Genomic DNA, 19,235 nt, shown 5'->3' with positions numbered 1-19,235 from the left:
ACAAAGGTAATGGCCGTAATCCAATGGTTGCTGCGCTCGTTCGCCGTATAGCGCTGGATCAGGTGCGGTTCATGGTCGCTCATCGTTGCGCTCCTCGGGAAGATCGCCGCCTCGAATACCACTTCGTTCGCCTCGAATACGCCGTGCCTCTTCAAGCGCGGCTTCTTCGTCCTCGGCATGCGTTTCGTTCGGACCAATGCGCGTGTAATGGAAGAAGCCGGCCAGCGCCGCGAGCGCAATGCCCGCAAGCGCGAGCGGTTTCGCCACGCCCTTCCACAGACGCACAAACGGGCTGATGCGCGGATTGTCGGGCAGCCCGTGATAGAGCGACGGTGTATCCGCGTGATGCAGCACATACATCACATGCGTGCCGCCGACGCCCGGCGGATCGTACAGCCCCGCGTTCTCGAAACCGCGTTCCTTGAGATCGACGATACGCTCGGCCGCGTGCACCTTCATGTCTTCCTTGGTGCCGAACACGATCGCGCCCGTCGGACAGGTCTTCACGCACGCCGGCTCCTGTCCCACGGCCACGCGGTCGGAACACAGCGTGCATTTATAGACGCGATGCTCCGTTTTCGACAGACGTGGAATATTGAACGGACAGCCCGTAATGCAATAGCCGCAGCCAATGCAGTTTTCCTCGTGAAAATCCACAATGCCGTTCGTGTACTGCACGATTGCGCCCGGCGATGGACACGCCTTGAGGCAGCCGGGATCTTCGCAATGCATGCAGCCGTCCTTGCGGATCAGCCATTCGAGGTTGCCATCCGGGTTCTCGTATTCCGTGTAACGCATCACCGTCCACGAGTGTTCCGTGAGATCGCGCGGATTGTCGTACACGCCCGTGTTGATGCCCACCTCGTCGCGCAGATCGTTCCATTCCATGCACGCGGTCTGACACGCCTTGCAGCCGATGCACTTGGTGACGTCGATGAGTTTCGCGACCGTGCCCGTAACCGGCTCGCGCACGCCGGGCGGCGGCGTGGTGGTGGCGGACAGGCGTTTGATGTCTAGCGACTGGAATGCCATGTTCCCCCCTTATGCCTTTTCCACTTTCACGAGGAACGACTTGAACTCGGGCGTCTGCGAATTGCCGTCGCCGACGGGCGGCGTGAGCGAATTCGTCAGATAGCCGGGTTTCGTCAGACCTGTGAAGCCCCAATGCAGCGGCACGCCTACGGTGTGCACTTTCTTGCCCTCGATCGTGAGCGCCTTGATGCGCTTGGTCACGACGGCCACGGCGATCAGATAGCCGCGATTGCTCGAAACCTTCACACGCCCGCCGTCGACCACGCCAACCTCGTTCGCCAGCTCTTCGCCGATTTCAACGAACTGCTGCGGCTGGATGATCGAGTTCAGACGTGCGTGCTTGGTCCAGAAGTGGAAGTGCTCCGTGAGGCGGTAGGTGGTCGCCACGTGCGGGAAATTCTGCGCGGTGCCAAAGGTCTTGCGGTCGTCAGGGAACACGCGCGCGGCCGGGTTGGACGTGGCCTGCGCATTGTTCGGATGGAACGGGTTATAGCCCAGCGGATTTTCAAACGGTTCGTAGTGCTCAGGGAACGGACCTTCGTTCATGCCATCGCGGGCAAAGAAGCGCGCCACGCCTTCCGGGTTCATGATGAACGGCCCCATGCCGAGATCCGGCGATTCGTCGACCTTGTAGTCGGGCACGTCGGCCCCGGTCCAAGCGGCGCCGTTCCAGCCAATCAGCTTGCGGGTGGGATCGAAGGGTTTGCCCGCGGTATCGCACGAGGCGCGGTTGTAGAGCACGCGCCGGTTCACCGGCCACGCCCAGGCCCAGTTCAACGTCTGGCCAATGCCGGTTGGGTCCGAGTTGTCGCGGCGGCCCATCTGGTTGCCTGCCTGGGTCCACGCGCCGCAGAAGATCCAGCAACCGCTCGAGGTGGTGCCGTCGTCCTTGAGTTGCGCGAAGCCCGCAAGCTGCTCGCCCTTCTTCACGAGCACCTTGGTGGCGTCCTTCGGGTCGGTTTGATCGGCGAGAGCCTTGCCGTTGTATTCCATGGCAAGCTCTTCCGGCGTCGGGCTTTCCGGGTTCGCGTACGGCCAGCTCAGCTTGAGGATCGGGTCGGGCACCTTGCCGCCATCCTTCTGATAGGCAGCGCGAATGCGCAGGAACAAGCCCGACATGATCTCCAGATCGCTCTTCGCCTCGAAAGGCGGCTCGGCGCCCTTCCAGTGCCACTGCAGCACGCGGCTCGAACTCACCAGCGAGCCGTTTTCTTCGGCAAAACAGGTGGTCGGCAGGCGAAACACCTCAGTCTGGATCGACGCCGTATCCACATCGTTATAGTCGCCGTACTTCTTCCAGAACTCCGATGTTTCCGTCGCCAGCGGATCCATGATCACGAGCCACTTGAGCTTGCTGAGCGCCGAGAGCGTTTTCGCCTTGTCCGGCGCGGACGCGATCACGTTGAAGCCCTGGCAGATATAGCCCGTCATCTTGCCTTGATTCATCAGCTCGATGGTCTGCAGCAGATCGTAGGGCTTGTCGAGCTTGGGCAGCCAGTCGTAACCCCAGTTGTTCTCCTGAGTGGCGTTATCGCCCCACCACGACTTCATGAAGCTCACGAAGAACGCGCCGTAATGCTGCCAGTAACTCAACTGGTTGGGCCGCAGCGGTTGTTGCGCGCGCTTCTTGATGTACTCGCCGTAGTCTTGCTCCGCTTCGACCGGCAGCGTCATGTAACCGGGCAACAGATTCGACATCAGGCCAAGGTCCGTCAAGCCCTGGATGTTCGAATGGCCGCGCAGCGCGTTCATGCCGCCGCCCGCAATGCCGATATTGCCCAGCAGCAATTGCACCATCGCGCCGGTGCGGATCATCTGCGCGCCAATCGAATGATGGGTCCAGCCAAGTGCATAGAGAATCGTGCCCGCGCGGCCCGGTACTGCCGTGCTCGCCAGCATTTCGCACACCTTGAGGAATTTATCCTTTGGCGTGCCGCACACCTTCTCCACCATCTCGGGCGTGTAGCGCGAATAATGTTGCTTGAGCAACTGATACACGCAACGCGGGTTCTGCAGCGTGTCGTCGGTCTTCACGAAGCCATCGTCGCCCAGCTCGTAATTCCATGACGATTTGTCCGGATACGCGTGTTTTTCGGCGTTATAGCCCGAATAGATACCGTCGTTGAACGCATAGTCGTCGCGCACGATGAACGAGAAGTCCGTGTAGTTCTTCACGTACTCGTGCTGGATCTTGTCGTTCGTGAGCAGCCAGTTGATCACCGCGCCCAGGAATGCGATATCCGTGCCGGTGCGAATCGGCGCGTAGAAGTCCGCCACCGATGCCGTGCGCGTGAAGCGCGGATCCACCACGATGAGTCGCGCCTTGCGGTGCGCCTTCGCCTCCGTGACCCACTTGAAGCCGCACGGGTGCGCCTCGGCCGCATTGCCGCCCATCACCAGAATCACGTCCGCATTGCGAATGTCGACCCAATGGTTCGTCATCGCACCACGGCCAAACGTCGGGGCAAGACCTGCCACCGTCGGGCCGTGTCAGACACGCGCCTGGTTATCGAATGCGAGCAGGCCCATGGAGCGGGCCACTTTATGCGTGAGATAACCGACTTCATTGCTGCCCGCCGAGGCGGCCAGCATGCCGGTAGTCAGCCAGCGGTTGACCGTCTTGCCATCGGCGGTTTTATCGACGAAATTCGCGTCGCGGTCTTCCTTGAGCAGCTTCGCGATGCGGTCGAGCGCCTCGTCCCACGAAATGCGTTTCCACTCGTTCGATCCCGCCGCCCGGTACTCCGGATACTTCAGGCGGTTCGGACTATGAATGAAATCGATCAGGCTCGCGCCCTTGGGACAGAGCGTGCCGCGATTGACGGGGTGATCGGGATCGCCCTCGATGTGAATGATGCTCGCGGTGGCATTCTTCGCGCCGTCGCCAAGACCGTACATGAGGATCCCGCAACCGACCGAGCAGTACGGACAGGTATTGCGGGTTTCAGTGGTGCGCGCCAGTTTGTATTGTCGGACTTCGGCAAGCGCGTTGTCGGGCGCGAAGCCCATCAACGCAAGGCTGGAACCCGCCAGCGACGTTGCCGTGACCTTGAGGAACTGACGCCGGGACATCTGCAGCATGATGTGCGTCCTCGGCTTTCTGGTTGTGGGTCGTTTCAGTATAAGACGTTTTGGGAACCGGATCGCGGGAGTTGCGCCCCGGCGTGCGGCGCGCAACCAGGTATTGGGATTGCTATAGTCAAACGAAAGGTGCAGCACAAAGCAGGTCGCAAAGCGGCTGCACTCTCGCTCGAAATACGCTTGAACGCCGGACGCATAAACATGACGACGATTTCATCCCGGCGGCTCGAATCGGCCGCGCGCAAGGAAGTTTCATGGGTGGTGGACGCGTGCAGGCAATTTATCGCCGACCGCTGCCCGTCCCTGGCCGCGAGCATCGCCTTTTATTCGGCGTTTTCGCTCGCGCCCACGCTGGTCATGGTGATCGCCGTGGCCGGCTGGTTCTTCGGCGCCGATGCCGCGCGCGGCGAGCTGTTTCGGCAGGTCCATAACGTGCTCGGCAACGACGCCGCCGCCGGCATCACCACGATCGTGCAGAACGCCCATCGCGCGGGCGGCGCCGGGGGGCTTGCCGCCGCGATCTCGCTGGTGCTGCTGGTGGTCGGGGCGTCCGCAACGTTCTCCTCGCTCAATTCCGCGCTCAATCTGGTGTGGCCGCCGGAAGGTCCGCGCGCGTCGTCGGTGATCGCGCTGGTGCGGGTACGCCTGATCTCGTTCGGCCTCGTGCTGGGCGTCGCGTTTCTCCTGATCGTTTCGCTCGTGCTGGACGCTGCCATTACCTTTGTCGGCCAGTGGCTCTGGGGTGCATCCACCTATTTGTTCATCGGTAACATCGTGCAGTTCGCCGCGGGGCTGCTGGTGCTCGCCGTCGCGTTCGCAGCACTGCTGCGCTTCCTGCCCGATGCGCTGGTGCAATGGCGCGACGCGATGGTGGGCGGCATCGTCGCCGCCGTGCTGTTCTCGGTGGGCAAGAAGCTGTTCGCGCTTTATCTCGCGCATGCGGGCATGGCGACGGCATTCGGCGCGGCGGGCTCGCTTGCGGTATTGCTGATGTGGCTGTACTTCTCGGCGGCCGTGCTGTTGCTTGGCGCGGAATTCTCCGCCGCGCGCGGACGCCTGCACGATCCGCGCGGCGCGTGGGGCTTTCTCGACGAACCGCCGCCCGGTAGCCGCGCGAAGCTGGCCTCGGTGCTGGCCGCATCGACGATCGCGCCGCTGCGCGAAGCCGCAGCGGGCGCGCCCAAGGCCGACGCGATCCCGATCGTTACTGACGCTGAAGCGGAAAACGGTCTGGGCGGTCTCGGTAATGGCACGCTGCCGCCCTACGCCGCGGCCGTCGCAGCCGAAGCCGGCAAGGTCACCGCCCGCGCCGATCTTGCCGCCGATGACCCCGACGCGCCCCTGCGCGCCATCGGCCAGGCGCGCGCGACGGGCGGCGCCTTCGCGCGGCGCGGCAACGGCGGCCTGCAGATCCGCCGCTCGGTCGTACGGATCGAAGACAGCGCTACCTACGCGGCCGCGCTCACGCTCGTGCACGCGGGTCGCACCGTGGCCGCCGCCGACCGCTATATCAAGCGGCACCCCTGGAGCTCGGTCCTGATCGTCGCCAGCGCCGCCATCGCCGTGACCGCCACCACCAGCCGCCGTCACGCCAGCACGCGCAACAAGTCTTGAGCGCGTCGCGCCCTCCTTCTATATAGAGCATCGCTGCGTTTGCCAGGCGCAACCAGGGCACACCCCTGGTTGCGCCATGTTTACCCGTAGCCCCTGAAAATCGAAGTTGCACCTTTCGCGACTTGTAGCGAAATCGACAATAATGCAGAGCCAGCAATCTGATATTTCGTTATCAGGAAGAATGCTCAAATCTCCCGTATTTCAAGGCCTTACAGCGGTGTGTCAGCTTTTCGCGACACTGATTTTTTTTCAGTTCTGCACATTTGCACCCCTGCGTTATTCTCCTTTGCGCAACAGCAACAACTAAATCAAACATCTGCGTGGAGAATTCTGGATGAAACGAGTCGCACTCTCGACCCTCTCGCTGGCCCTGCTGGCTGTTACCGGCGTGGCACATGCACAGAGCAGCGTCACCCTGTACGGCGTGATCGATGAATCGATCCAGTGGGCACACAACGTGGACACCAACGGCGCCAACAAGAACCTGTATCAGCTGGCCGGCGGCAACCTGTCGGGCAACCGCTGGGGTTTGAAAGGCACGGAAGATCTGGGCGGCGGCCTGAAGGCGATTTTCCAGTTGGAAAGCGGCTTCAACGTCAACAACGGCAAGTTCTCGGCATTTAACGCAAGCACCACGATCTTCGGTCGTCAGGCATACGTCGGTCTGGCGAGCGACCAGTTCGGTACCGTCACGCTGGGTCGCCAGTACGACCCGCTGGTCGACATGGTTCAGCCGCTGACGGCTGACAACTACTTCGGCAGCGAATTCGCTACCGCAGGCGACGTCGACAACAACGACAACAGCTCGCGTACCAACAACGCGATCAAGTACGTGTCGCCGGTGTTCGACGGCTTCCAGTTCGAAGGCATGTACGCACTGGGCGGCGTCGCTGGCGCAACCGGTTCGGGTCAAAGCTGGGGTGCGGCTGCAACGTACGGCATCGGCTCGTTCAACGCCGCTGCTGGCTACTTCCGCATGGACAACTCGTCGACGCCGGCAGACCGCCTGGCGGCATCGAACGGCGGCTGGGCTTCGGGCGCAACGTCGGACAACATTTTCTATGACGGCAGCACGGTCACCAGCGCCCTCGCTTCGGCGAAGTCGGTTGGCATCGCGTCGATCGCCACGCAGTACGTCGCCGGTCCGTTCACGTTCGGCATCCGTTACAGCAACGTGCAGTTCAAGCCGGACGGCTACTCGGCGTTCAATTCGACCGAGCGCTTCAACATCGGCGGCGGCTTCCTGGGTTATCAGCTGAACCCGGCACTGCTGCTGGGTCTGGGCTACGTCTACACGCACGGCGCAGGCGACACGTCGGCCACGTACCACCAGGTTTCGCTGGGCGCGGACTACAACCTGTCGAAGCGCACCGACCTGTACGCTGTGGCGGCTTACCAGCACGCCAGCGGCACGCAGCCGGGCGCACCGGGCGTTGCGGCCACCGCATCGATCGGTTCGTACGGCATCAACTCGGCTTCGAACTCGCAAGAGCTCGTCAGCCTGGGCATCCGCCACAAGTTCTGATCGACGGCATGAGCCGGGCGCAAGCCCGGCCACGCGACGAGACCTCGCAGCTAGAAATCACACGCTGCACCCAAACCAGCCTTCGGCGAGAGCCCAAGGCTGGTTTTTTATTTGCCTCCGCGTTCTATCGATCCTGCCGCCTTGGCTCACCTGAGCCGCGCGAGCGCCGCCGCCGCATGCTGAACGAAAGCATCGGCCAGCGGCGCCGCTTCCTGCGGTGCGCTGCGCGCGACGTTCACGGGCACCTCGAGCGGCGGCTCGAAACGCTTCACCGCGACGCGCGTTCCCAGCGCCGCAGCGGTCACGGGATCGACGAGCGCGATCCCCATGCCCGCTTCCACGAGCGTAACAACCGCCTGCGCGAGATCCGCCTCGACGCCGGTTGCGCGCGTCACCGCGTATTCGGCAAACAAACGGTCGATACGCCCACGCGCAGGTGTGCCCGAGGCGAACGAGACGAACGCCTCGCCCTCGCAATCCGCGACGCCCAGCACACGCTTGCGTGCAAGCCGATGACCGCGCGGCACGATGGCGCGCATGGGCCACTGACCCAGACGTTCGAGCCGCGTGCCAGGCGGCGGCGCGGCCTCGTTGACGATGGCCAGATCGCAGCGCTGCGCGGCGACACGCTCGAGCGCGAGAGCCGGTTCGAGGGTGAGCAGCGTCACGTCCACGCCGTCGTGCTCATGCGCAAATGCCGCAGCCACGCGCGGCAAAAAATCGGCGGCAAGCTCGGGCGTCGCCGCGACGCAGATCGCGCCACGCCGTTGTTCGCGGATCTGCGCGGCGGCCTGCACGACGCGATCGAAGCCGCTGAAGGCACGCTCGACTTCCGCATGCAGCGCATGCGCCTGCGCCGTTGGCCATAGACGGCCTTGCCTGCGCTCGAACAGCGCGAAGCCCACACGCGACTCGAAGTCGGCCAGCAAACGGCTGACCGCCGGTTGCGACACACCAAGCGTATGCGCGGCGCGCGTAACCGTGCGCATCTGCATCAAGGCGCGAAATGCTTCGACCTGACGAATACTAAGCTCGGGGCTAGTCATAATATTCAGGCATGGACTCCTTAATAATATTGTCAGCGTAATTTCACTGGAAATTTATGCTGACAATATTCGTTATTTATCGCCTGATATTACAGGAATCCCATCCATAACATTTGAACATGGACCTTACCGGGCACGCCTGGCGATGCTTTTTCGCGGGCAAATAAAAATCCCCGTGGGCGCAAAGCCAACGGGGATTTCCTGGTACTGACGCAAGCCGCAACCGTAAGGCCGCGGCGCGAGGCGTTTAGCCTGCTGCTGCGTCCTTCAGCTTCTTCAGCGCGCGTGCCTTGACGCGAACGCTAGCCGGCTTGGCCGGGAACCAGCGCTCAGCACCCGTGAACGGGTCCTTGCCGAAGCGCTTCTTCTTCGCCGGCACAGCCTGAACGACGATCTTCAGAAGGCCCGACAGCGTGAATTCGCCAGCGCCCTTCTTGTGGACCGAACCCAGGATCGTGTCTTCCAGTGCGGCGAGCACTGCCTTGGTTGCCTTCGGCTCGACACCAGCGCGCTCAGCGACGTGAGCAGCCAGCGAGGCCTTCGTGAAGGTGTCCTTGATCGGCGACAGAGCGCCGGACGCCTTCACGGCGACCTTCTTAGCTGCGGGGGTCTTGGCGGCAGCCGTCTTGGCGGGCGCTGCTTTCTTTGCGGCAACCTTCTTGGCCGGGGCAGCAGCCTTTTTGGCAGCCACTTTCTTTGCGGAAGTCGGCATGTTTCTCCTACCAGTGTTGGTCAGTGAATCGACGAAGCACAGCGGGATGCAAATGCTTCATCGGCGGATTCTACAAGCGTGCAAGCGTTTTGCGTCATTCTTTTGCATCGTCGATGCAAATTTTTTGTTCGAAACCGGAGCCGAACGCATTTCGACGCCTGTTTTCAGGGGTAAACGTGCCCTCGCATCACCCGTGAACATGTCGGCCGCGCCAGCGCGACGCGTCTGCGATGCTGCGAAAACGCCACACGTATGGCGTTTTTCGCGTTCGAGCGCGCCTCACGCCGCCGCGAGATGCGCGGCAAGCGCGCTCAACGCGGCGTCGATCTGCCCGACTTCGACCGCGCCGTAGCCGAACAGAAAGCCTTGTTGCAGGGGTGCTCGCTGATAAAACGGCGCGAGCGCATGCAGGCCGACTGACGCCGCGCGCGCCGCCGCCAGCAGTGCGGGTTCCTGCGCGCCCTCGACGAGACGCGCAGCCAGATGCAGGCCCGCCGTGTTCGGCGTCACCGGTTCAAGCCATGCAGCAAGCGGTCCGCGCAGATGCGCGAGCAGTGTCTCGCGACGCGCACCGTAGGTCTGATGCACGCGTCGCAGGTGGCGCGCGAAGTGACCGTTGAGCATGAAATCGGCCAGCGCCGTCTGCGTCAGCACGCAACCGTGGCAGTCCGCCGTCTGCCGCGCGCGCATGAGCGCGCCCTTGAGCGCGGCGGGCGGCACCATGTAGCCCACGCGCAACTCCGGGAAAATCGTCTTCGAAAACGTGCCGACGTAGGCCACCAGACCGGCGTTATCGAGGCTCTTGAGCGGTTCGAGCGAACGGCCTTCGAAGCGGAACTCGCAGTCGTAGTCGTCTTCGATCACGAGCGCGCCGTGCTTTTGCGCCCATTCGAGCAGCGCCACGCGCCGCGCGAGACTCATCGGCATGCCTAGCGGAAACTGATGCGAAGGCGTGACATAGACCACGCGCGCGGACTTCGGCAACTTGTCGACGATCAGACCATCGGCGTCGACGGGCACCGGCACGACCTTCGCGCCCGATGAAGCAAACGCTTCGCGCGCAGGCGGATAGCCGGGATCTTCGATGGCAATCGTGTCGCCTGGCCGCAACAGCGCGCGCGCGAGCAGCGCGAGCGCCTGCTGCGCGCCCTGCGTGACAATCACGTCGTCCCAGTTGCTCGCTACGGCGCGGTTGAAGGCAAGGTAACGCGATATCGCCAGACGCAGCTTCTCTTCGCCCGCCGGATCGCGATACGCGCCCTGACCGCGTGCCTGGACGCGCAGCGCGTCGGTGATGCAGCGGCGCCACACGTCGAAGGGAAAGCGCGATTTGTCGGTCACGCCGCCCGCGAAATCGCAGGCAAGGCGCGGATCGGGACGCGGCATCGCCAGCGCTTCGGGCTGTGTCTGCCACCATGGCCGCGCGTTGACGTCGCGTCGTTCATGCAGCTCGTGCGGTTCGCGCTCGCCTGGCAGGTCGCGGCGGCTTGCCTCGACCGCGCGGATCTGCGCATTCGGATGTCCCGGCGCACGCGCGGGCAGCCGCTCCAGCGTGTCGGCAACGAAGGTACCCGAGCCGCGCCGCGCGATCAGATAGCCTTCGGCAAGCAGCCGTTCGAACACGTCGAGCGTAGTCTTGCGCGACACACCAAGCTGTTGCGCGAGGTCGCGCGTGGACGGCAGCCGCGTGCCGCCCGCCAGCCGTCCTTCGACGATGCGCTCGCGCAGTTGCCGGTAGATCTGTCCAGCGAGGTCGCGCTGGCCGGACACGGTGACATGAAGATCCATGTGGAGATGACGGGTTGTGTCGTGATGACTGGCTGATCGTGATGCCTGGCAGAATGCTGGCACAAACGTGCGAACGTACAAAGCGCTGGCAGCTTTTGCGCCTATTCTGGCGCTCCTGCGTGCATGCGTCTGCGTAGAGTGACGGTCAGCGGGCCACGCGGCCTGCGTCCCTCCCACCTCACTTCGAGGCACCTGTCATGACGCTCCAGATCGGCTTTCTGCTTTTCCCCCAGGTTCAGCCACTCGACCTTTGCGGCCCCCACGACGTCTTTTCCGCGATGCCGGATACCACCGTGCGGCTGGTCTGGAAGACGCGCGAGCCGCTCATCTCGGCGACCGGCATGCTGCTCACGCCCGATACCGTCTTCGACGATTGCCCGCCGCTCGACGTGATCTGTGTGCCTGGCGGCAGCGGTGTGGCGGCGCTGATGGAAGACGAGGCCACGCTCGCGTTCGTGCGACGTCAGGCGCAACACGCGCGCTATGTGACGTCGGTCTGCACCGGTTCGCTCGTGCTGGGCGCAGCGGGCCTGCTGCGCGCGCGCCGCGCCACCACGCACTGGGCCTTTCACTCGCTGCTCGAACCGCTCGGCGCGATTGCAGTGCGGGAGCGCGTGGTGCGCGACGGCGCGCTGATCACCGGCGGCGGCATCACGGCGGGCATCGATTTCGCGCTCACGCTCGCGGCGGAACTGATCGGCGTCGAGGCTGCGCAGGCGCTCCAGCTCGAACTCGAATACGCGCCCGCGCCGCCTTTCGATGCAGGCAGTCCGCAAAGCGCGCCGCCCGCCGTGGTGGAGCGCGTGCGCCAGTTGAATGCGGCGACGCTCGCGCAACGCTCGCTCATTGTCGAGCGCGTGGCGCAAAAACGCTAACCATAAGCGCTAACCATAAACGCTAACCACAGGCCCCGGTTAGGGTCGGCACTTGCTACCGTCTTTTGCAAGGATCGTATACATTGAGCCCCAGGCGCGGCATTCGGCAATTCACCGACCAGCATTGCGGTTCGCGCTGATTTTGTACGACTTCTCGCCTTGTCTGCATCACAAACCCTGAATCCAGCAGCACACACACAACCAAGAGGGGTATCAATGCGTTCCATCACCAGCAAGCTGACTCTCGCCGCGGCCACCGCCGCATTCCTGCTCGGCACCGCCGCTCCCGTGTTCGCCCAGGACGCCAGCGCGCCCGCCGCCATGGCTCCGGCCATGGCATCGGCGCCGACCGCCAAGGAACAAAAGGCCGCCGCTAAGAAACAGGCCCGCGCGCAACGCAAGGCCGAACGCAAGGCCGCTCGCGCCAAGAACAACGCCGAACTGAAGAAGCTTGAAGACGCCGGCTACAAGCCCGCGAACAACGACCCGAACTACCCGCAGAACCTCCAGGACGCGCAGAAGAAGGCCGCAGCCCAGGGCGCAAGCCAGTAAGTTCGCCGTTGTTTCATTGGTAAAGCAGTATGAGGACCGGCATCGCCGGTCCTGTCACGTTCCTGCGCAGTGCCTCCCGCCCCACCGTATCGCCCCGCATCGCCCCTGCTTCGTCCTCTGCATTGCCCCCCTGCATTGCCCCATTACAGAGCACCTGCAACGCACTCCCCAAGCCGTTATGGGACGATGCGCGACGTGCCGATCCCCATGGAGCGCAACGCATGAACGCAACCAAACCGGAGGCAAGCGCCGCGCAGGCGCAAAAGAAAACCGGCCTGCCGATCGGCCTGATCGCAGGTGCGATCGCTCTGGTCGTCGTGTTGCTGCTGCCGCTGCCCGCCAGCCTGCCCGTGGCCGGCCAGCGCATGCTGGCAATTCTCGCCTTCGCCGTAGTCGTTTGGCTCACCGAAGCCGTCTCCTACGAAGCGAGCGCCATCATCATCACGTCGCTGATGGCATTTCTCGTGGGCACCGCGCCCACCATCGACGATCCCTCGCAGCTTTACGGCACGTCCCGCGCCATCAGCATGGCGCTTGCGGGCTTCTCCAATTCCGCGCTGGCGCTGGTGGCGGGCGCGCTCTTCATCTCGGCGGCGATGACCGTCACCGGTCTGGACAAGCGCATCGCGCTCGTCACGCTCTCGCTGATCGGCACCACCACGCGGCGCATCCTGATCGGCGCGATCGCCGTGACCATCGTGCTCTCGCTCGTGGTGCCGAGCGCCACCGCCCGCAGCGCCTGCGTGGTGCCGATCATGGTCGGCGTGATCTCGGCGTTCGGCGTGGACAAGCGCTCGAATATCGCGGCCGGCATCATGATCGTGGTGGCCGAGGCGACCAGCATCTGGAACGTCGGCATCCAGACCGCCGCCGCGCAGAATCTGCTGACCGTGGGCTTCATGGACAAAATGCTGGGCGCGCGCGTGACCTGGCTCGACTGGCTGATCGCGGGCGCGCCGTGGGCGCTGGTGATGTCGGCGGTGCTGTTCGTGCTGGTGCTGAAAATGCTGCCGCCCGAAACCGACGCCATCGCGGGCGGCAAGGAAGCCGTCGAGCGGTCGCTGCGCGAACTCGGTCCCATGACGGGGCCGCAAAAACGCCTGCTGGGCGTCTCCATCGGCCTGCTGTGCTTCTGGGCCACCGAGGGCAAGCTGCATCCCTTCGACACCACCTCGGTCACGTACGTGGGCCTCGTGCTGCTGCTTCTGCCGCGCTTTGGCGTGATGGACTGGAAGACGGTGCAAAGCCGCATTCCGTGGGGCACGGTGATCGTGTTCGGCGTGGGCATCAGCCTGGGCACCGCGCTGCTGACCACGAAGGCCGGCCAGTGGCTAGGCGATCTGGTCGCGCATCACACCGGCCTGGATACAGCCGGGCCGTTCATGGCGTTTGCGATTCTGGCCGCGTTTCTGGTGGTGATTCACCTTGGGTTCGCGAGCGCCACGGCGCTGACTTCGGCCATGCTGCCGATCCTGATCGCGGTGCTGCAGTCGATGTCGGGCGACTTCAACCGGCTGGGGATCGCCATGCTGCTCGGTTTTACGATGAGCTTCGGTTTTATCCTGCCGATCAACGCGCCGCAGAATATGGTGTGCCTCGCCACCGATACGTTCACTGCGAAGCAGTTCGCCCGCGTCGGGCTGGTGCTCAGCGTGATCGGCTATGTGTTGTTGCTGCTGTTTGCGGCGACGTGGTGGCGCTGGCTGGGGTGGGTGTGAGGGACGAGGGGCACGGTTTCGCTCTCGCCCTTGAGCACGCCCTGAAGAGGATGAATTCGCGAACGGGGGCGGAACGAAAATTGCTGCGCCACAGCGTTTTGCCGGCGACACGGTCGCGCGCCGGCAGCGCCCTTTCACCCAACAATCACCGCGAGCCACGCCGATGCCGCCGATGCCGTTTTCCTCGACGCTTCACCCCGCCTCTTTGCGCGCGCGCCGCTGCGCCGCCGCCCTGATCGCCGCGTTCCCTCTCACCTGCGCGACACCGCTGACGTTCGCGCAAACCGCCCCACCCGCACCTGCATCCGAAACCACTGCCGCTCCCCAGCAGGATTTACAAAGCGCGCCCAAACCGCCGTCCGAACTCTTCGGCCAGCTCTATCGCGACGTCGAACTCGTCCAGGTCTTCCCCGACAGCAAGACCTTCGCCGACATGGTGCCTAACGAAGCGCCCTCGAAAATCGTCGCCGAATACGAAATCTGGAGTTCGCGCAACGCCGGCATCACCGATCCCGATGCGCGCAAAACCGCCTTGCGCACGTTCGTCGCACAGCATTTTTCCGATCAGAAACAGAGCGACGATCACTATGTTTCCGATCCGAACCAGGACGTCGTGAGCCACATCGACACGCTCTGGGACGTGCTGCGCCGCAATCCCGATAGTACGCAGCAACCCTATTCCTCGCTGCTGCCGCTGCCCAAACCGTATGTCGTGCCGGGTGGCCGCTTCAACGAGATTTACTACTGGGATTCGTACTTCATCATGCTGGGACTGGAGGCGAGCGGACGCCACGATCTCACGCGTGACGAACTCGATAATTTCGCTGCCCTGATCGATCGCTACGGCCATATTCCCAACGGCAATCGCAGCTATTACCTGAGCCGTTCGCAGCCGCCTTTTTTCGCGCAGATGGTGGCGCTCGTCGCGCGCCGCGACGGCGACGCCACCTACGTGCGCTATCTGCCTGAGTTGCGCAAGGAATACGACTACTGGATGACAGGCGCGGACACGCTCAAGCCCGGCGAAGCAGCGCACCACGTCGTGCGCCTCGCGGACGGCACCCTGCTCAACCGCTACTGGGACGCGCGCGACACGCCACGCGACGAGTCGTATCGCGAAGACGTGCTGACCGCCCAAAGCGCCCCGCAACGCGGCGCGCCCGAACTCTGGCGCAACCTGCGCGCGGGCGGCGAAACGGGCTGGGATTTCAGCTCGCGCTGGCTCGCCGACAACCGCACGCTCGCGACCATCGACATCACGTCGCTCGTGCCCGTCGATCTGAATTCGCTGCTGGTCGATCTCGAACGCGCGCTCGCCAAAGGCTACGGCATGACCGGCGACGCGGGCGAGGCGCAACAGATGAGCCAGCGCGCCCAGCAACGTGCCGCCGCGATCGGCCGCGTGCTGTGGGACCCGCAGATTCACGCCTTCAGCGACTACGATTTCGTGCACGGCACGCTCACGCATCGGCTCACGGCGGCGACGGTTTATCCGCTTTATACGGGTGTGGCGACGCGCACGCAGGCGCATCAGGTGGCAGGCGCGGTGCGCGCGGGACTGCTGCGACCGGGCGGCCTCGCGACCACCCAGGTGGCAAGCGGCCAGCAATGGGATGAGCCAAACGGCTGGGCGCCGCTGCAATATCTCGCGGTGACGGGCCTGCGCCGTTACGGCGAAAGCGCGCTCGCGCAGACCATCGCCACGCGCTGGATCGCGACGAATCTCCTCTACTACCAGCGCACGCACAAACTGGTCGAGAAGTACGACGTGAGCGCGGCGGCGGCGAAGGCTTCGGCGGCGGGCGGCGGCGAATATCCGCTGCAGGACGGCTTCGGCTGGACCAATGGCGTGCTGCGCGTGCTGCTCGCGATGTATCCGCACACCGAAAACACCCCGGCGGCCCGCGCGTCCAGCGTGCCGAAATCGGCGGTGCCCGCGCACTGACGACCGGGCCGCGCCCCATGCGGCGCGGTTTCCCCTGGATGGGCATGGCGCATGCGCGACCTGAAATGACGTAAAACGCATACAACTGCCCGTGCCGGGTTGCGCGCTGCAGCATGGTTCATGCCGATTCGGCGCAATCCCTGCCCGTGGGCCGATCCAGGCGTTCGGGCGGGGTGCAAGCCGCCCGGCAACGGCGTATCCTGAAAAAACCTCCGCAGAGCAATCTGCATGCTGGCCGCCGGCTTGCGCCGCCCGCAACGCGATGGAAGATGGAACCGCGATGAACGCCTCCGCTCCCGCTCCTGGCGCCTCCGGCGCCCCCAGTGCCCCGACTCCCCCATCGGGTTCCCGCATCACCGTGGTGGTGCTCACGCGCAATCACGTGCGCCAGACCATCGATACCGTCGCCCGTCTCACCGCGCTGCCCGAGCATCCGCATGTAATCGTCGCCGATAACGGCTCGACCGATTCCACCGTCGGCCTGCTCGCCTCGCTGTTTCCGCAGGTGCGCATCGTCCAGGGATTGGGCGATCGCGGCATGGCCGGATTCAACCGCGCCGTATCGCTCGCGCCCACCGAATACGTGGCCTGTTGCGACGACAGCACCTGGTTTGCGCCCGGCGCGCTCGCCCGCGCGGTGCAATGGCTCGACGAACACCAGCAGGTAGCCGTCGTCAATGCGCGCGTGGTCAGCCACGACGAGCGCGAAATCCACCCCGCCTGCCTGATGCTCAACGCCACCTCGCCCGGCGACGACGACCTGCCCGGTCCCGCGCTCGCAAACTACATGGCGGGCGCCTGCGTTTTCCGCGCGGCTGTGTTCCGGGCGTTCGGCGGCTATGAAGAGCGGCTCTTGCACGGCGGCGCGGAAGAGCTGGCCGCGCTCGACGTGCTCGCCGCCGGCCATTCGATCGTCTATTGCGAATCGGCGCTCGCGCACCGCGAGCCGCTTTACCGCTGGCTCACGCGTGCGCAGCATTGCACGCACGCGCGCAACGCCGCGTGGGTTGCGTGGATGCGCCTGCCGGTGCGCGACGCGCTCGCCGCCACCGGCCGCGCGCTGCTCGTGTTCGCGCGTCAGCGCTCGCTCGGGCCAGCCGGTTTCGCGCTGCTGCGCGGCGCGTTCTGGACTTTACGGCGCCGTCGCGTGGCCCCGGCACACGTCGTGCTGCTGATCCGTCAGGTGCGCCGCGCCGAGCGTCTGGTGCGCGCCGGCATCCCCGCGATGGCCGAAAAGTACGACCGCGCCGGCCAGCGTGCGTGGTAAGCTGCCGCGCGGTACGCGGCGCCGCGCGAGCGCCCGGCCGTCTTTCATCACCGATCAGAAAGGACCATGACCACGTCCGATTCCGCGATGCAACCCGCTGCCGGCTTGTCCGCCGAAGGCCATAGCGGACGCCGCTTCGAAGCGCTCGTTCAGCCCATCGAGGACTACGCGATTTTCCTGCTCGACCCACGCGGCCATGTGGTGAGCTGGAACCGGGGCGCCGCGCGCATCAAGGGCTACGAAGCGCACGAGATCATCGGCCAGCATTTTTCCCGTTTCTATACCGACGAAGCCAACGCCCGGCGCTGGCCCGAGCACGAGCTGGAACAGGCCGCGCTGCACGGCCGCTTCATGGATGAAGGCTGGCGCCTGCGCAAGGACGGCTCGATGTTCTGGGCCAACGTGGTGATCACGGCGTTGCGCGAACAGGACGGTTCGCTCGCGGGCTTCGCCAAGATCACGCGCGACCTCACCGCGGAGCGTCGCCAGGTGGAAGCGCTGCGGCTCTCCGAAGAGCGTTTTCGTCTGCTGGTCGAAAGCGTGAGCGATTACGCGATCTTCATGCTCGACGCGCAGGGCCGCGTGGTGAGCTGGAACAGCGGCGCGACCAATCTCAAGGGCTATCGGCCTGCTGAAATCATCGGCCAGCATTTTTCGGTGTTTTATCCGCCCGACGATATCGCCGCGGGCGCGCCCGAACGCGAGCTGCGCCGCGCCACCGATCTGGGCCGCTGCGTCCACGAAGGCTGGCGCGTGCGCAAGGACGGCTCGATGTTCTGGGCCAACGTGACGCTCACCGCCATTCACGACGCGCATGGCCGTCTGACCGGCTTCGCCAAGGTCACGCGCGACATGACCGAGAGCCGCCGCACCGACGAACTCGAGCATTCGAGCGAGCAGATGAAGCAATTCCTCGCCATGCTCGCCCACGAACTGCGCAACCCGCTCGCGCCGGTGCGCAACGCCGTCGCCACCATGCGCCTGATGAGTGCGCAAAGTCCCGAAGTCGAGCGCGCGCGCGAACTGATCGACCGCCAGATCGTCCATCTCACGCGCCTCGTGGACGACCTGCTGGACGTGGGCCGCATCACCTCGGGCAAGATCGAACTGCGCGAGGCGCCGCTCGATCTGTGCGAAGTGGTCAACAACGCGCTCGAAGCGGCGCAGCCTTTCACGGCGGGGCGCGGACAGCGTGTGGACGCGATTCTGCCCGCCGCGCCGCTGCCGATGACCGGCGACCAGACGCGCCTCGTGCAGGTCTTGCAGAACCTGCTGCACAACGCCTCGAAGTTCTCGCCGGACCACAGCCGCATTGCCGTCGAAGTGCAGGTGGCCGGGCGCGGCGTGCAGATCCAGGTGCGCGACGAAGGGCGCGGCTTGCGGCCCGAAACCTTCGAATCGATCTTCGGCCTTTTCAGCCAGGACCGCTCGATGCCGGGCCCGAGCGAAAACGGCCTGGGCATTGGCCTGATGCTGTGCCGCTCGCTCGTCGAACTGCACGGCGGCACCATTTCGGCGACGAGCGATGGACTGGGCGCAGGCAGCACATTCACGATCCGCCTGCCGCTCACGCGCACCGCCAACGCGGCGCATGTGGACCTGGCAGTGGAAGGCCTCATTAGCACGGTTGGCCAGCCCGTGCTCGCGCACGATGATTCCTTGCCGCTACGCGTGCTCGTGGTGGACGACAACCGCGATTCCGCCGACAGCCTGGCGATGCTGCTCGAACTGAAGGGCCACGACGTGCGCGTGGCCTATAGCGCCGCCCAGGCGCGCGAATGGGCCGAACGCTTTACGCCCGATGCCGCGCTCATCGACATCGCCATGCCCGAAATCGACGGCTACGCGGCGTTGCGCGACCTGCGCACGCTGGAGGCGCTCGCGCATACGGTATTCGCGGCGATGACGGGTTTCGGCCAGGCCGCCGATATCGAACTCACGCGTGCAGCGGGCTTCGAAATGCACCTGGTCAAGCCCGTCGATGTGCTGCTGTTCGACGAAGTGCTTGCGCGCGCCGCCGCCCGTCGCTCTGCGCGCGTGACGTGGCCTGGCTCACAGCGCTGAAAGCGTTTTCAAAGCC

Annotated in this window: 13 protein-coding genes; 8 read left to right on the top strand and 5 right to left on the bottom strand. The window is 64.6% G+C overall.

Annotated features, from left to right (window positions below):
• Positions 1 to 69: 69 nt before the first annotated feature.
• Both fdxH and fdnG read right to left on the bottom strand, forming a co-directional pair.
• Positions 70 to 1,032: a formate dehydrogenase subunit beta gene (gene fdxH / locus VG320_RS26730; protein ID WP_327203083.1), complete on the bottom strand. Its 963-nt coding sequence runs from the start codon at positions 1,030 to 1,032 to the stop codon at positions 70 to 72.
• 9 nt (positions 1,033 to 1,041) lie between these two features.
• The gene (fdnG, locus tag VG320_RS26725; protein WP_327203082.1) at positions 1,042 to 4,113 is read right to left on the bottom strand and encodes a formate dehydrogenase-N subunit alpha; all 3,072 of its coding nucleotides are present in this window, start codon (positions 4,111 to 4,113) and stop codon (positions 1,042 to 1,044) included.
• A 195-nt stretch (positions 4,114 to 4,308) separates the two neighbouring features.
• On the opposite strand from fdnG, the gene VG320_RS26720 reads away from it, so the two are divergent.
• Both VG320_RS26720 and VG320_RS26715 read left to right on the top strand, forming a co-directional pair.
• Positions 4,309 to 5,727, top strand: a complete 1,419-nt coding sequence (locus VG320_RS26720) for a YihY/virulence factor BrkB family protein (RefSeq protein ID WP_327203084.1) — start codon at positions 4,309 to 4,311, stop codon at positions 5,725 to 5,727.
• Between the two features lie 334 nt (positions 5,728 to 6,061).
• Complete coding sequence (locus VG320_RS26715; protein ID WP_327203081.1) at positions 6,062 to 7,252, top strand: porin; 1,191 nt, start codon at positions 6,062 to 6,064, stop codon at positions 7,250 to 7,252.
• A gap of 146 nt (positions 7,253 to 7,398) precedes the next feature.
• Here VG320_RS26715 and VG320_RS26710 read toward each other — a convergent pair whose 3' ends face one another.
• The 3 genes from VG320_RS26710 to VG320_RS26700 all read right to left on the bottom strand — a co-directional run bounded on the left by VG320_RS26710 (position 7,399) and on the right by VG320_RS26700 (position 10,798).
• Positions 7,399 to 8,298 carry a LysR substrate-binding domain-containing protein gene (locus VG320_RS26710; RefSeq protein ID WP_327203080.1) on the bottom strand — a complete coding sequence of 300 codons (900 nt, stop codon included), beginning with the start codon at positions 8,296 to 8,298 and terminating at the stop codon, positions 7,399 to 7,401.
• A 247-nt stretch (positions 8,299 to 8,545) separates the two neighbouring features.
• A complete protein-coding gene (locus tag VG320_RS26705) occupies positions 8,546 to 9,010 on the bottom strand; it encodes an HU family DNA-binding protein (RefSeq protein ID WP_327203078.1) in 465 nt (154 codons plus the stop codon).
• Between the two features lie 279 nt (positions 9,011 to 9,289).
• Complete coding sequence (locus VG320_RS26700; RefSeq protein WP_327203077.1) at positions 9,290 to 10,798, bottom strand: PLP-dependent aminotransferase family protein; 1,509 nt, start codon at positions 10,796 to 10,798, stop codon at positions 9,290 to 9,292.
• Positions 10,799 to 10,995: 197 nt separating this feature from the next.
• Between VG320_RS26700 and VG320_RS26695 the strand changes: the two genes are divergently transcribed.
• The 6 genes from VG320_RS26695 (at position 10,996) to VG320_RS26670 (ending at position 19,219) form a co-directional block, all read left to right on the top strand.
• The gene (locus tag VG320_RS26695) at positions 10,996 to 11,673 is read left to right on the top strand and encodes a DJ-1/PfpI family protein (RefSeq protein ID WP_327203076.1); all 678 of its coding nucleotides are present in this window, start codon (positions 10,996 to 10,998) and stop codon (positions 11,671 to 11,673) included.
• A 216-nt stretch (positions 11,674 to 11,889) separates the two neighbouring features.
• On the top strand, positions 11,890 to 12,225 hold the full coding sequence (locus VG320_RS26690) for a DUF4148 domain-containing protein (protein WP_327203075.1): 336 nt from the start codon (positions 11,890 to 11,892) through the stop codon (positions 12,223 to 12,225).
• 221 nt (positions 12,226 to 12,446) lie between these two features.
• The gene (locus VG320_RS26685; protein ID WP_327203074.1) at positions 12,447 to 13,943 is read left to right on the top strand and encodes a DASS family sodium-coupled anion symporter; all 1,497 of its coding nucleotides are present in this window, start codon (positions 12,447 to 12,449) and stop codon (positions 13,941 to 13,943) included.
• A 172-nt stretch (positions 13,944 to 14,115) separates the two neighbouring features.
• Positions 14,116 to 15,888 carry an alpha,alpha-trehalase TreF gene (gene treF / locus VG320_RS26680; protein ID WP_327203073.1) on the top strand — a complete coding sequence of 591 codons (1,773 nt, stop codon included), beginning with the start codon at positions 14,116 to 14,118 and terminating at the stop codon, positions 15,886 to 15,888.
• Positions 15,889 to 16,168: 280 nt separating this feature from the next.
• Entirely contained in the window at positions 16,169 to 17,155 is a 987-nt protein-coding gene (locus tag VG320_RS26675; RefSeq protein ID WP_327203072.1) for a glycosyltransferase family 2 protein, read from the top strand.
• Positions 17,156 to 17,221: 66 nt separating this feature from the next.
• On the top strand, positions 17,222 to 19,219 hold the full coding sequence (locus VG320_RS26670; protein ID WP_327203071.1) for a PAS domain S-box protein: 1,998 nt from the start codon (positions 17,222 to 17,224) through the stop codon (positions 19,217 to 19,219).
• Positions 19,220 to 19,235: the final 16 nt, after the last annotated feature.

This window comes from Paraburkholderia sp. (genome assembly GCF_035948235.1).
Classification (GTDB): domain Bacteria; phylum Pseudomonadota; class Gammaproteobacteria; order Burkholderiales; family Burkholderiaceae; genus Paraburkholderia.
This window is presented reverse-complemented; position numbering and strand designations above follow the sequence as displayed.